This window comes from Pseudoalteromonas sp. PS1M3 (assembly GCF_016865405.1).
In the GTDB taxonomy this organism is placed as follows: Bacteria; Pseudomonadota; Gammaproteobacteria; order Enterobacterales; family Alteromonadaceae; genus Pseudoalteromonas; species Pseudoalteromonas marina.
This window is the reverse complement of record NZ_AP022624.1, coordinates 717,040-729,751: the sequence shown is the minus strand read 5'-3', so window position 1 is coordinate 729,751 and position 12,712 is coordinate 717,040. Positions and strand designations below refer to the sequence as shown.

Here is a 12,712-nt window from a genome sequence, read left to right as displayed (position 1 = left end):
GGTATTGAGAAATTTATTAAACAATATTCAAAAAGGCGCAAGCATGACACTTACAACTCCGGGTCTACTTTTTCCAGCTATATCTTTGTTACTTCTTGCTTATACAAACCGATTTTTAGTACTTGCGCAATTAATAAGAGAGTTAAATGCCAGAGAAGGCGAGTCAATTCGCCCTGTGGTGGTTGCGCAAATTACCAATTTAAGAAAGCGCATAAAGCTCATAAGAACTATGCAAGTTTACGGTGTAGGCTCTTTTTTATTATGTACCTTGTCTATGTTTGCTCTTTTTATTGAGTTTAATACCACAGGAATTATTTTATTTGGCGTAAGCCTAACCTGTTTAAGTTTATCTTTACTAACGTCTTTATTTGAAATTCATATTTCATGTGATGCAATAGAAATTGAACTTCAAAATATTGAAAACAAACCATTAAGTAACAGAGCAAACAAAAACTTTGATAATAAAACAAGCTAAAAGACTAAAATTCGTGCAAATATTTTAATTATTGCTTAATCAATGCCCTACTTTGTGGCATACTTTTTCATTAATTAGCATAATAAATTTACCTAATATTTTTATTTATAGATTTATACCTGCTTTTTAGTATTAACTTTGCCAGATAAGGATGTTAGGTAAATAAAAAATTATTAGTCTTTAGTCTAAAGGTTAATACTTTTTAACATCTTTACACTTTTATTATTGTGCAAACAAATATATTGTGTAGTTTATCTTTTTTAAATTTAGATATATTTATTAATAGCTTAGACTGACAGAAAATTGATGTATTAGTACATCACAACTTACTTATAAAAAGGGACTATAAAGTGAGATTTGACCAATTAGAACAATTTGTAGCACTGGGTGTGTTACGCCACTTCAGACAAGCCGCAGAAAAAACAAAAATTAGTACTTCTGCACTTACCCGCAGTATTCAGACCCTAGAAGATGAAATGGGCTATGAGTTAGTTACGCGCTCAACCCGCTCAGTAAAACTGACTCCTGAAGGCGAACTATTTTTAGATTACGCCAAAAATACACTTGGCGAATTAGAAAACACCAAAAAACGCCTGTTTCAGTCTGTTCATGGCAATGCCGATGAAAAACTCATTATTGGTTATACTAATAAAGCGAGTAACATTGTGCCTATTTCATGCGGTCAATTTTTAGCGCAATACCCACATGTAAAAATCGAAATGCAATTGCAAGAACAGCATGAGTTAACACGCAAGCTTCAGGAAGGTGAAATAGACATTAGCGTTTATTCTCAAGCTGTAAATAGCATTGGTAGTGATATTCATTTACCTGATCAGCTTATTTTATTTGTATCTAAGCATCACCCGCTTGCCCAAAAAAATGACATAAGCAAACACCAACTAGACTCCTATTCAGCCTTTGGTTGTTTCTCTCAATCAAAACAAGTTCAAAGCATGCTGAACGAGGCCATTGATTCTTTAAATAAATCATCAACTATCAAAATGGGCAGTATTGAACAGGTTATCTCTGGCATTATTAAATCCGATAGTTTTGCAATCGCCAGCATTGAGCATGCAAACACTGTGGCAGAACACACCGATCTTGTTCAGTTAAAAACGAATAAAGATTTAAGCCATGAGCAACTAATTGTTCAAACAAACCAACAAACCACAGTTACGGAGCACTTAGCACATTTGCTTTCGCTTATTAAAAAAGCAGCCACAACCCTGAATTAATTCAGCGTTCTTTTTTGAGACAGGTGCGACATAAAACAATAGCTTTTTACTCTTTTTCGGCTAAACTGGCGCACCTTCAAAAAAAGAACCTCCTAAATGATCAACTTTTCAACCGATGGCCCGTTTTATAACGATATTGAAAGCCGCGGTTATACAGTTATTCCCAATGCCTTAAACAAAGAATTGATAGCTAATTTAATGGCTGATTGTTATCGCATAAATCCGCATTTTAGCCATGCTGGTATTGGTCGCTTAAATCATTTACAAATTGACGATAATATTCGAAAAGATAAAACTTATTGGTTTGATGGTTCGTCCCAAGCACAATTAACCTACCTAGCTGTTATGGAAAGTATTCGCACAACGCTCAATCGCACTTTTTTTATGGGGCTGTTTGATTACGAATGCCACTACGCAAAATACACTCACGGTGATTTTTATAAAAAACATGTCGATGCATTTAAAGGACGATCTAATAGAGTATTTACTAGCGTTTTATACTTAAACACGCCCAATGCGGGCGGTGAGCTTGTTATTTATAAGCCTAAAAGCAAAGTGGTTGAAGTGAGCATTTCGCCAGAAGCGGGGACATTAGTTTTATTTGAAAGCGAACGCTTTGTTCACGAAGTATTACCAGCAGTAGATAATCGGTATTCAATTGCTGGCTGGTTTAGAAAAAACGCATCCATTAGCGGAATAGTTGATCCACCTCGTTAATATAGCTAAATGTTAATGGGGTACGAGAGCAATAAACCAATAAAAATAGCCATACCAACATAATGATTATTTAAAAAAGCTTTAAAGCATTCGTTTCTATTACGCTTTAAAATTAATACTTGTTGGTAAACGAGTAATGCTGTGGCTATAAGTAATCCAGCCCAAAAAGCCATATTTAACTGGTTAATTACCCCAATATAAGCAACAAGTGCGATAAATAGAGCATTTAATATAAAAATGATATGGCGGTCAAAGCGACCAAATAAAATAGCGGTAGATTTAACACCAATTTTAATATCATCATCTCTATCGACCATGGCATACATGGTATCGTACGCAACCGTCCAGCATACATTAGCAACAAACAGCAACCAAGCCTGAAGAGGTAATGCATCAATAGATGCCATATAAGCCATAGGAATTGCCCAACCAAATGCTGCACCCAGCACGACTTGTGGCAACTGGGTATATCGCTTCATAAACGGATAGCAAAACGCGAGCGCAAGTGCTCCAACAGACAATAAAATAGTGTTAACGCTCAGCATTAAAACCAAAATAAACGCTAAAGTGATCAGTAATAAAAATAGACTTAGCGCTTCGCCGCTTGCGACAGTACCAGATGCAAGAGGACGTTGGGCTGTGCGTTTTACAGAACCATCTATTTTTCTATCTGCAAAATCATTTATCACGCAGCCTGCACTACGCATTACTACAACCCCCAAAGTAAACACTATAAAATTAATTAAGCTCGGCATCCCACTATTTGCGAGCCATAAAGCCCAATAGGTTGGCCATAAAAGCAATAAAGTACCTATGGGCTTATCAACACGCATAAGCTGTAAATAATAAGAAAAATGTTTTGCTTTTAAACCTGCTAATTTCATGAGTAAAGGTACGCCCCAGGTAAAAATACTTCCGCCACCAAAAATTGGTAATCATTTAACGAAAACACGCTACGCCTGCCTAATAGAGTTTGAGTTGGTAAATTTAGCTGGGTAACCAAATTCTGTAATGAATGTTTGCTATCAAAACGCGCGATTTCAATATTTTGACGAACAAGCTCAGGTTGTTGAAAAATAACATCGCCTAAAGGGCGCTCCCCCATATTATGAAGCGAGTTGTGCGTTTGGTTATTTGGCAGCCAACTTTGAGCGTAAACCATGGGGTTACTATCGCACAACAGAAGCACCTCTCGGTTTAACGCCGATGACGTTTTACAGCCTAGTAATTGCTGTTGTTCATGACTTAAATTAAACGCCTGTTCGCTGAGTACTTTTACACTAAAAGAGGTTGCTTTACTTTTTAGCTTAGCGGTTAAAGAATGCGGCTCAAAAAGCCATTCTTGCTCTGTAGGTGTTAAGTCATCGGTTTGTATATCCGATAGCCAGTTAGCTGATAAAGATAAAGGAAAAGTTGTCACAATAACTCAATAAAATATAATCCAAGCAAATGATAACATTGCCTAAGCATTTGAAAAAGTGCCTATTCACCAACCTAAGTAACTAATATAAATAATTGCTTGGCGCTGTTTATTACCTATTATTAAGTATAAACTATTTACAACAGGTTTTCGGAAACGCTTTAAATATGAAAAAAATAGTATACGTAGGTCTTTTTACATTAATTATGAGTTTAGTGAGCCTAAGTGCCCGTGCAGAGTCAACGGTTGGTTATTTTGGTTTTGAACCTGACATAATTACTAATTATATTGGCGCATCAAGTAAAAAAATGGGTTACGTGCGCGTTACCGTTGACCTAATGCTTAGTAACAATTCAGACATTGCCATTGTTGAACATCATACCCCTTTATTAAGAGATGCTATTGTAGAGATTTTTTCGAAAGAGCCAGAAGAAAAAATAAAGTCATTGACTGGTCGAGAAGAAATTCGCGCAAAATGTATAGAAAAATTAAAAAGCCTGTTAAAAGAAGAAACAGGCCAAGAAATTATACGTGAAGTACTATTTACAAAGTATTTGTACCACTAAATTCAACTATTTGTATGCTTTTTAGTAAACAGTTGAGCGGTGTAGGCAAACGCCATTCCGCTCACTAGCCCTCCTAAATGTGCCCAATTAGCCATTCCAATAAACAACACATCAGCAAAACCAAGTACTAACCAAACAAGCATAAAACCTATAATTGAGGTACTCACCAATGCGGGTTTTTCTGGATTTAAAAAGCTATGGATCCAGCAATACCCCAGTAAGCCGTATACCACGCCACTTAGCCCACCAAAATTAGGCCCAACAATTAAATATTGCGCCCAACTACTAATTAAAGCAGTAATAAAAAACAGGCCAATTAAGCTCAATTTTCCGCATTGTTTTTCAATATTGTCACCAAGCGATATCCACCAAATTAAGTTAAACACAATATGTATAGCACTAAAGTGAACCAAGGCTGGCGTAAACCACGTCAATGGGTATGAGGGGTTAAACTGTAATGCAGAATAAATGCTCTCGAAACCACCCAGTAAAAATGCAACATAAATAACAATACTGAGTACACTTACCGATTGATTAAGCCAACTCAGCGCTTTGAACCGCGCTTTAAGGTTAAGCGATTGCCCTTGGTATTTTAAAGGTGATTGCGTACTACCTACACTCCAAGAAGCTTGCTGGTAACGAGAATGGCCTGGGTTTTGAGTAAACTCAGCCCAAAGCGGCTGTACCTGATGAAAATGCTCTTCAGATACGCTAATAATAACGTGACTACCATCAGTTGAATGTAAGTGCCCGTCTAAACCTTGGCTTTTTAAATAATCTATAAAGCCTTGTGCGGCACGCGGGTTATTTAAACTGCCAAGCTCTATCATCGTTCAACATTCTCGCTGTAGGCCGCTTCCCAGGCTGTAAAACCACCATCCATGCTATATACATCCTCAAAACCTTGCTCAACTAAGTAACTTGCAGCACCTTGCGAGCTCATGCCGTGGTAACAAACAATAATAATGGGCTGATCAAACTCTTTTTCCATCATAAACTGGGCAATATTTGCGTTCGATAGTGCCTCGGATCCCGGAATATGACCTGCTTGATACGAGTTAGGATCGCGTATATCTGCAATTACTACGTCTTCTTTGTCTAATAACTCATGCGTTTGCGCAATAGATATATGTTTAAATGCCATTGAACTCTCTTTAATAAATAAAATAAAAAAGGCGGCCATAGCCGCCCTTCTTGCAATTTTTTATGGAATTAATCCCAGTTTAAAATTACTTTTCCTGACTGACCTGAAATCATCATATCAAAGCCAGCTTGGAAGTCATCTACAGAATATTGATGTGTAATGATTGGGCTTAAATTAAGACCTGACTGTATTAAACTTGCCATTTTGTACCAGGTTTCAAACATTTCGCGACCATAAATACCTTTAATCACTAAACCTTTAAAAATAACTTGGTTCCAATCTACTGCCATGTCTGATGGTGGAATACCGAGCATGGCAATTTTGCCACCATGGTTCATATTGTTAAGCATTGAATTAAATGCACTTGGCACGCCCGACATTTCAAGACCAATATCAAAGCCTTCTGTCATGCCTAGGTCGGTCATAACATCTTCAAGCTTTTCATTTGCAACATTCACCGCGCGAGTTGCGCCCATTTTGCGGGCAAGCTCTAATCGGTACTCGTTAACATCAGTAATTACTACATGACGCGCACCTACATGTTTTGCAACAGCTGCAGCCATAATACCTATAGGACCGGCACCAGTGATTAGTACATCTTCTCCTACTAGATCAAACGAAAGGGCTGTGTGTACAGCATTGCCAAATGGGTCAAAAATAGAGGCTAATTCGTCAGATATGTTGTCTGGAATTTTAAATGCATTAAATGCTGGAATGACTAAGTACTCAGCAAACGCGCCTTCGCGGTTAACACCAACACCTGTGGTATTACGGCATAAATGCACACGTCCAGCACGACAATTTCGACAATGCCCACAGGTAATATGACCTTCGCCAGATACCCGGTCACCCACTGAAAAACCGCGAACTTCTTGACCCATATCAACCACTTCACCAACGTACTCATGACCAACAACCATAGGTGTAGGAATTGTTTTACTCGCCCACTCGTCCCATTTATAAATATGAACGTCGGTGCCACAAATCGCTGTTTTACGTATTTTAATTAACAGATCGTTATGGCCCACTTCAGGCTTAGGTGCATCTGTCATCCAGATACCCGGTTCTGCTTTTAATTTAGATAATGCTTTCATAATTTACGCTCACAAAAACCAAGTCATTTCTTAGTTTTAAAAAATTAAATAACGCCCATTTCTTTGCCAATGCGGGTAAAGGCTGCAATCGCTGTATCTAGCTGCTCTATACTGTGCGCTGCTGATATTTGCGTACGAATACGTGCTTGGCCTTTTGGTACAACAGGGAATGAAAAGCCAGTCACATAAATACCTTCTGCAAGTAATTTATCAGCCATAAGTGAGGCTACTTTAGCGTCACCTAGCATTACAGGAATGATGGCATGATCTTTACCTGCACAGGTAAAGCCTGCTGCTTCCATTTGCTCACGGAAGTACTTCGCATTTGACCAAAGCTTAGCGCGAAGTTCGCCGCCATTTTCAAGCATCTCTAGTACTTTAATTGATGCAGTTACAATTGAAGGCGCTAATGAATTTGAGAATAAGTATGGGCGAGAACGCTGACGTAACCACTCAACAATTTCTTTTTTACCTGAGGTGTAACCACCTGATGCGCCGCCCAGCGCTTTACCCAATGTACCAGTAATTATATCTACACGGTCAAGTACGTTACAGTACTCAGGTGTGCCCTTACCGTTTTCGCCAACAAAACCTACAGCGTGAGAGTCATCAACCATAACAAGCGCATCGTACTTATCTGCTAAATCGCACACGGCTTCTAAATTACAAATTACGCCATCCATAGAAAACACACCGTCAGTGGCAATTAACTTTGTTTTAGCGCCCGCTTCGTCTGCGGCAATTAATTGCTTTTCTAGGTCAGCCATGTCGTTATTTGCATAGCGAAAACGCTTAGCTTTACATAAACGAACGCCATCGATAATCGAAGCATGGTTAAGTGAATCAGAAATAATTGCATCTTCAGCACCTAAAATAGTTTCAAACAAGCCTGTATTAGCATCAAAACAAGAAGAGTATAAAATGGTGTCTTCGGTTTCTAAAAATGCACTAATTTTTTGCTCAAGTGTTTTGTGAATGTCTTGCGTACCACAGATGAAACGCACAGAGGCCACACCAAAACCGTGGTCGTCTAAACCGCCTTGCGCTGCTTTAATTAACTCAGGACTATTTGCTAGGCCAAGGTAGTTGTTAGCACAAAAGTTAATAACTTTATCGCCAGATGCTACTTCAATTTGAGCTTGTTGCTGCGAGGTAATTATACGCTCGCTTTTATAAAGGCCTTGGGCTTTAACGTCTTCAATTTGCTCTTGTAATTGGCTAAAAAAAGCAGATGCTCTCATCTGTAGTCTCCATTTAATTGAACGGGTAAACAACAACGTTTATGCCACTGTTTATGATGGTGTGTATTGTAAAAGTTTAACGAGAAAAATGCACGGTTTGCAGTTCGTCGCAAACGCGCTCAATGTAAGGAATATGTGCCAGTTTACACGCTTAAATAAAGCGTGTTTTCATAACGGTAAACGTTTAGTTAAATCATCTATTGAATCAATCACTAAATCAGCATGTTGCTTTGCGCTTTCGTCAAAGCTTTGCCCCGAGCGCACTAATACTCGGGTTGCAATACCGGCTTTTTGAGCGGCTTGCATGTCACTGAGCTTATCACCAACCATAATACTCTGCTCAGGATCAATATTATGCTCCTTTATGCCCTGCAGCAACATGCCTGGGGCTGGCTTTCTACAATCACATTGCTTTAAATATTCGGGCAACGCCTTTTTAGGGTGATGCGGGCAAAAATAAACATCGGCAATTTTAATGTCGTGGTTACTAAATTGCGTTTTCATCCACTGAGTAAGCACTTTAAATTCAGCCTCAGTATAATAACCTCGCCCAATGCCTGATTGGTTTGTGACTACTATAATTTTATAGCCCGCGTCGAAAAATGTTTTACAGGTACTAAAAATGCCTTTAATAAATTCAAACTTTTCATTTTGATATACATAGCCGTGGTCTACATTTACCACGCCGTCACGGTCTAAAAAAAGCGCTTTATGTAGTTTAATACTCATTCAAGCCCCTCTTTGTTCACAACATGGTCAAACATTGTTTTTACGCTATCTGTCGTTATTTGGCTCATTAAATCATCCCCTTTAACTCGGGTACCCCAGGGGACTTGCTGCGCAGTTTTACCCGTTTGATCAAGTAAATTTTGATGATAAACCTCTACCACATAATCTTGATATAAATAAGGGCCAGTGCGTGCAGGGTTCGAGTGAGCATATAAACCAACAACTGGTGTGCCAACCGTTACTGCCATATGAGCAGGGCCAGTATCGGGGGCAAGGACTAAATCAGCTCTTTTTAAAACACATAGCAGCTCTTTAAGCTTTGTTTTACCAACTAAATTTAAAATTGGGCTATTGCTATGTTTTATAATGTTATTCGCTAAATTTACTTCAAGCTCAGTAGGCCCGCCGGTTAAAGCAACATTAAAACCTTGCTCATGCGCGTAGTCAGCAAGTACAGCATAACGTTCAGGCAACCAGTTTCGCTGAGCTTTACTAGCCGCTGGCGAAATTACAAATAGCTTGTTGGCTAAATACTCTTGCCCTAGTAACTCATCTGCTTTGTTTTGATCTTGTGCGTTGTAAGGCATTCGCCATGTAGGCGTGTAATCATCTACACCAATTGCACCCGCAAACCCTTTAAATCCCTCTAGCACATGCGCTTCTTTTTGTGGGGCTATACGTTTATTTATAAACAAACTGTGTAGTTCTTTTGAGCGTGCCCAATCAAAGCCTATTTTTACTTTTGCAGGTATACAGCGTGCTACAAAGCCTGCTCTTAATGCCACCTGCATATTAAGAAGCACGTCAAACTGCTTACCATTAAAGGTGTTTTTTAATTTTTTAAGCGCAGCCTTACCTTCTTTTTTATCAAAGATCACCAGCTCTACGCCTGGTAAATCAGCAAGTAACATAGCCTCTACTTTACCCATTACCCAGGTTATTTTTGCATTAGGGTGCGCTTTTTGAATTGCTTGAACAGCACTAACAGCATGGCATACATCACCAATAGCAGAGAGTCTTAAAATACAAATAGAGGAGTAGTTAGGCACTTGAGTCACGCATTCCGTTAGGCTTTAAATAGTATGCTGGGATCTTAAATTATACTCGCGTTAATGCAAGCACTTATCCTGCGCCATAAAACACGTTAATATATACCTATTATTGAATTATTTTAACGAGCTATGTTTAAAACACTAACGCAAGGCAAGCACACTATTTTAAGCCATCCAGATTATTTTAACCTTGTTGATATAAGCTGGTTTGATGCAACTTATTGGCAAAAACAAAATAAAATAGTGGGCGCTAAAAAAGGCCGCGCTACAGCATGGTTTTTTAAACACGATGATTTAACTGCTGTACTTAGGCATTATTGGCGTGGCGGTTTGGTTGGTAAGGTATTGAGCGATCAATACCTTTATCCTGGCCTTGAAAGCACCCGTGTGTATAAAGAGTTCAGCTTAATGATAAAGCTTATTGAACTCGGTCTAAATGTACCCAAGCCAATTGCAGCCAGAGTAAGCACAAGTGGTTTGATTTACCGCGGCGATATAATTACACAAGCGGTTAGCGGCGCTAAAAGCCTGCTCGACGTCCTAATTGAGCGCCCTTTAAATAGTAGTGAGCTTGAAAGCATAGCCAACACTATTGCGCTATTTCATAACAAAGGGGTGTATCACGCCGATTTAAATATCAATAATATTTTATTTAATGAAGACGGCGACGTATACATTATCGACTTTGATCGCGGGGAGTTAAAAGCACCTAACCCGCAATGGCAACAAAGTAATATGGCGCGCTTAAAGCGTTCATTCTCAAAAGAGCAACGCCGTAATAGCGTCTTTAATTGGCAAAGCAATGATTGGGCAACGTTAAATGCCCTTTATAGCCAAAAACTATCTGCGTAGAGCCAAATACTGCTGAGCTACTAGCTTAGCATCCACTTTTTGCAAAATATCGGCGCTTTCCACACTCGGCTTATTTGCTAAAACGTGTTTTATTTTAGCCGATAGCTCTTCGCTATTTCCTATAGGTACTAAGTAATTAGTCAGCTCGCCTGTTAATATTTCGCTAGGCCCAAACGTACAATTAGTACTTACTACCGGCGTGCCAACAGCTAATGCTTCAATTAATACTGTTGGCAACCCTTCAAAGTCAGAGCTCAACACCAATGCTTCAGCCTGCTTAATCCAATTATACGGATTTTGTTCAAACCCAGGGACAATCAGCTGCTCTTCAATGCCATACTCTTTTGCAAGCTTAAATGCTTTACTAGGCTTGTTACATAAAAGAACCAATTTGTATTTTTTATCAAGCTTGGCAAATGCCGCAAATAAAATATCGTGGCGTTTTTGCTTAGCTAAGCGCCCTACATGAATCAAATAAGGCGACTGCGGAATAGCTATATTAACGTCATCAGATTGGCGTTTTATTTCGGCTAAATTAAAGGGGTTATAAATAGTGGTTATTGCACTTGGCGTAATTAAATTGCCTTGAGTGATTTCTTGCTCTACACCTTTAGATACACAAACAAGTGACTTACCATTTAAGTTTTGCTTTGATTTTTTAAGATAGCGATAAGAGAACGGACCTAACTTTTTTTGCCTAGCAAGCTCTGAATTTACTGAGTTATGCACAACAAAATGCACATTTTTAACCGTGCTTTTAGCGAGTAAATTATTACTTCTATCGAGGTTTGAAAGTACTAAATCTATAGTACCTATATCTCTTTGTTTATTGTTAAACCAGGCTTCTAACTTCGCAACGCTTTTATTTATGTTCCAAAAGCGATCGACTTTTGAAGCCCTATCAGGAAATAAACTATCGACATTAATGCATTCAGGGATGTCATATTCAATGGAGCTTGCAATTGACAATAAAGTAACGTGATGCTCAAGTTCAACAAGTTGCTCAGCTAAAGTAAGCATAACTTTTTCTGCACCACCGCCAACAAGGGAGTCAATAACAATCACAATGTTCATGCACGGCTTCCTGCAAGCATATTTTTTACCGCACTCGTAATTACGCTATAGCTTTGAGGGCTTTCTAATTTACGATATTTAGCCAAGAGAGGCTCATAGTGCCTATCATCTATTGCGTATTCAATTTTAGACACTATATCGTCAGGATTAAGGCTTGCTTTGATGGCTACGCCTGCATTAACACAATTTTCTAGGCGGGTATGTTGGTCTTTTGAAATAGCACAAGCTATAACAGGAGTTTGCAATGCAATAGCCTGCAACAAAGTATCACCAGCACTCAATAAAGCTAACTTTGCTTGACTCAATAATGCTAAAAAATCAGTTCCCTCTAAACTTGTTAAACAAATAATCTCGCTTGTTTTTGGTAATATTTTTGTATAATTAGAACCAAACACGACCACTGTTTTTAAACCCGTTTTTTTACCCGCTTTGAGCGCGATATCGAAATAGGTATCTGCACAATTTAAATTATTAAATGTATGCCCACCAGAACCTGCATTTACTAGTAAGTAATTATTCTCTTCAAGCCCGTACTTGTTCAACACTTGCTTTTTTTGCTCCTCTGAAGCGTGTGCAACAAAAGGCCCAACATTGCGTGGATGAGCAAGGGGAAACATATCTAGCTTTGTATTTTCTACCCAACTTAAAGGCGCAATACAATAGTCTGGCTGTACAACCCAATGTACATCAATTAAATTTGCACGATTGAGCTTTAACCCTTTTGCGCGCTTTTTTTCATGTTGAGAAATAAAAACAACTTTAGCACCCACCTCTTTTGCCGCTTTCATATGTGCTGCGCGCCCAGCACAATCAAAAACAACAACGTCGGGTTTGTATGCAGTGATAAAGTCACACACTAATGCAACTTCCTTGGTTGCTGAGCTCTCAAGTAAAGTGGTATCAAAGGGGCAAACATCGGCGTAAGTTGTGTGCTTGTTTAAAATAAAATGAATATCAAGCATCCCGGCAAACTCAGCGAGCAACCCATTCGCCAACAACAACGAGCGCATATATTCACCAATCCCTTCTGGTGACGATACTGGAATAAATAAAAGTCGTTTGTTGCTCATTGCATTCTCAATTTCCTATTTGATCTTTAGTATATCAATCAGC

The 12,712-nt window shown here is 38.7% G+C and carries 15 protein-coding genes; 5 read left to right on the top strand and 10 right to left on the bottom strand.

The genetic code is table 11. The annotated features are described in order from the left end of the window. Nucleotides 1–43 precede the first annotated feature (43 nt). The 3 genes from PS1M3_RS03395 (at nucleotide 44) to PS1M3_RS03385 (ending at nucleotide 2,427) form a co-directional block, all read left to right on the top strand. Nucleotides 44–475 (top strand): DUF2721 domain-containing protein, encoded by a 432-nt coding sequence (locus PS1M3_RS03395; protein WP_006791572.1) that lies wholly within the window; start codon nucleotides 44–46, stop codon nucleotides 473–475. Nucleotides 476–825: 350 nt separating this feature from the next. Further along, nucleotides 826–1,710 (top strand): LysR family transcriptional regulator, encoded by an 885-nt coding sequence (locus PS1M3_RS03390; protein ID WP_006791573.1) that lies wholly within the window; start codon nucleotides 826–828, stop codon nucleotides 1,708–1,710. 96 nt (nucleotides 1,711–1,806) lie between these two features. After that, nucleotides 1,807–2,427, top strand: a complete 621-nt coding sequence (locus PS1M3_RS03385; protein ID WP_138740090.1) for a 2OG-Fe(II) oxygenase — start codon at nucleotides 1,807–1,809, stop codon at nucleotides 2,425–2,427. A gap of 5 nt (nucleotides 2,428–2,432) precedes the next feature. On the opposite strand, the gene ubiA is transcribed toward PS1M3_RS03385, so the two are convergent. Further along, a complete protein-coding gene (gene ubiA, locus PS1M3_RS03380) occupies nucleotides 2,433–3,311 on the bottom strand; it encodes a 4-hydroxybenzoate octaprenyltransferase (RefSeq protein WP_008130671.1) in 879 nt (292 codons plus the stop codon). Continuing rightward, nucleotides 3,308–3,847, bottom strand: coding sequence for a chorismate lyase (locus PS1M3_RS03375; protein WP_008130670.1), 540 nt, complete (start codon nucleotides 3,845–3,847; stop codon nucleotides 3,308–3,310). Before PS1M3_RS03375 ends, ubiA begins: the two co-directional genes overlap by 4 nt. A gap of 167 nt (nucleotides 3,848–4,014) precedes the next feature. Here PS1M3_RS03375 and PS1M3_RS03370 point away from each other — a divergent pair, with 167 nt between their 5' ends. Continuing rightward, nucleotides 4,015–4,413 carry a flagellar basal body-associated protein FliL gene (locus tag PS1M3_RS03370; RefSeq protein WP_008130669.1) on the top strand — a complete coding sequence of 133 codons (399 nt, stop codon included), beginning with the start codon at nucleotides 4,015–4,017 and terminating at the stop codon, nucleotides 4,411–4,413. A gap of 2 nt (nucleotides 4,414–4,415) precedes the next feature. Here PS1M3_RS03370 and glpG read toward each other — a convergent pair whose 3' ends face one another. The 6 genes from glpG to PS1M3_RS03340 form a co-directional block, all read right to left on the bottom strand. Then, entirely contained in the window at nucleotides 4,416–5,243 is an 828-nt protein-coding gene (gene glpG / locus PS1M3_RS03365) for a rhomboid family intramembrane serine protease GlpG (protein ID WP_008130667.1), read from the bottom strand. Further along, entirely contained in the window at nucleotides 5,240–5,557 is a 318-nt protein-coding gene (gene glpE, locus PS1M3_RS03360; RefSeq protein ID WP_033025582.1) for a thiosulfate sulfurtransferase GlpE, read from the bottom strand. Before glpE ends, glpG begins: the two co-directional genes overlap by 4 nt. Before the next feature lie 68 nt (nucleotides 5,558–5,625). Continuing rightward, nucleotides 5,626–6,651 carry an L-threonine 3-dehydrogenase gene (tdh, locus tag PS1M3_RS03355; RefSeq protein ID WP_006791580.1) on the bottom strand — a complete coding sequence of 342 codons (1,026 nt, stop codon included), beginning with the start codon at nucleotides 6,649–6,651 and terminating at the stop codon, nucleotides 5,626–5,628. A gap of 44 nt (nucleotides 6,652–6,695) precedes the next feature. Continuing rightward, nucleotides 6,696–7,892, bottom strand: a complete 1,197-nt coding sequence (locus tag PS1M3_RS03350; protein ID WP_006791581.1) for a glycine C-acetyltransferase — start codon at nucleotides 7,890–7,892, stop codon at nucleotides 6,696–6,698. 168 nt (nucleotides 7,893–8,060) lie between these two features. Then, the gene (gene gmhB / locus PS1M3_RS03345) at nucleotides 8,061–8,621 is read right to left on the bottom strand and encodes a D-glycero-beta-D-manno-heptose 1,7-bisphosphate 7-phosphatase (RefSeq protein ID WP_138740089.1); all 561 of its coding nucleotides are present in this window, start codon (nucleotides 8,619–8,621) and stop codon (nucleotides 8,061–8,063) included. Continuing rightward, nucleotides 8,618–9,679, bottom strand: a complete 1,062-nt coding sequence (locus tag PS1M3_RS03340) for a glycosyltransferase family 9 protein (RefSeq protein WP_138740088.1) — start codon at nucleotides 9,677–9,679, stop codon at nucleotides 8,618–8,620. Before PS1M3_RS03340 ends, gmhB begins: the two co-directional genes overlap by 4 nt. 123 nt (nucleotides 9,680–9,802) lie before the next feature. Here PS1M3_RS03340 and PS1M3_RS03335 point away from each other — a divergent pair, with 123 nt between their 5' ends. Next, nucleotides 9,803–10,525, top strand: coding sequence for a 3-deoxy-D-manno-octulosonic acid kinase (locus PS1M3_RS03335; RefSeq protein WP_138740087.1), 723 nt, complete (start codon nucleotides 9,803–9,805; stop codon nucleotides 10,523–10,525). Here PS1M3_RS03335 and PS1M3_RS03330 read toward each other — a convergent pair. Both PS1M3_RS03330 and PS1M3_RS03325 read right to left on the bottom strand, forming a co-directional pair. Continuing rightward, complete coding sequence (locus PS1M3_RS03330; RefSeq protein WP_138740086.1) at nucleotides 10,514–11,599, bottom strand: glycosyltransferase; 1,086 nt, start codon at nucleotides 11,597–11,599, stop codon at nucleotides 10,514–10,516. The two genes, PS1M3_RS03335 and PS1M3_RS03330, sit on opposite strands and share 12 nt — an antisense overlap. Then, nucleotides 11,596–12,669, bottom strand: a complete 1,074-nt coding sequence (locus PS1M3_RS03325; RefSeq protein WP_203986261.1) for a glycosyltransferase family 1 protein — start codon at nucleotides 12,667–12,669, stop codon at nucleotides 11,596–11,598. The genes PS1M3_RS03330 and PS1M3_RS03325 overlap by 4 nt, the downstream gene beginning before the upstream one ends. Nucleotides 12,670–12,712: the final 43 nt, after the last annotated feature.

Excerpts from the sequence above, each read along its gene's own strand:
- PS1M3_RS03395 (WP_006791572.1), top strand. The coding sequence starts at position 44 with ATGACACTTACAACTCCGGGTCTACTTTTTCCAGCTATATCTTTGTTA.
- PS1M3_RS03385 (WP_138740090.1), top strand. The coding sequence starts at position 1,807 with ATGATCAACTTTTCAACCGATGGCCCGTTTTATAACGATATTGAAAGC.
- ubiA (WP_008130671.1), bottom strand. The coding sequence starts at position 3,311 with ATGAAATTAGCAGGTTTAAAAGCAAAACATTTTTCTTATTATTTACAG.
- PS1M3_RS03370 (WP_008130669.1), top strand. The coding sequence starts at position 4,015 with ATGAAAAAAATAGTATACGTAGGTCTTTTTACATTAATTATGAGTTTA.
- glpG (WP_008130667.1), bottom strand. The coding sequence starts at position 5,243 with ATGATAGAGCTTGGCAGTTTAAATAACCCGCGTGCCGCACAAGGCTTT.
- glpE (WP_033025582.1), bottom strand. The coding sequence starts at position 5,557 with ATGGCATTTAAACATATATCTATTGCGCAAACGCATGAGTTATTAGAC.
- tdh (WP_006791580.1), bottom strand. The coding sequence starts at position 6,651 with ATGAAAGCATTATCTAAATTAAAAGCAGAACCGGGTATCTGGATGACA.
- PS1M3_RS03350 (WP_006791581.1), bottom strand. The coding sequence starts at position 7,892 with ATGAGAGCATCTGCTTTTTTTAGCCAATTACAAGAGCAAATTGAAGAC.
- gmhB (WP_138740089.1), bottom strand. The coding sequence starts at position 8,621 with ATGAGTATTAAACTACATAAAGCGCTTTTTTTAGACCGTGACGGCGTG.
- PS1M3_RS03335 (WP_138740087.1), top strand. The coding sequence starts at position 9,803 with ATGTTTAAAACACTAACGCAAGGCAAGCACACTATTTTAAGCCATCCA.
- PS1M3_RS03330 (WP_138740086.1), bottom strand. The coding sequence starts at position 11,599 with ATGAACATTGTGATTGTTATTGACTCCCTTGTTGGCGGTGGTGCAGAA.
- PS1M3_RS03325 (WP_203986261.1), bottom strand. The coding sequence starts at position 12,669 with ATGAGCAACAAACGACTTTTATTTATTCCAGTATCGTCACCAGAAGGG.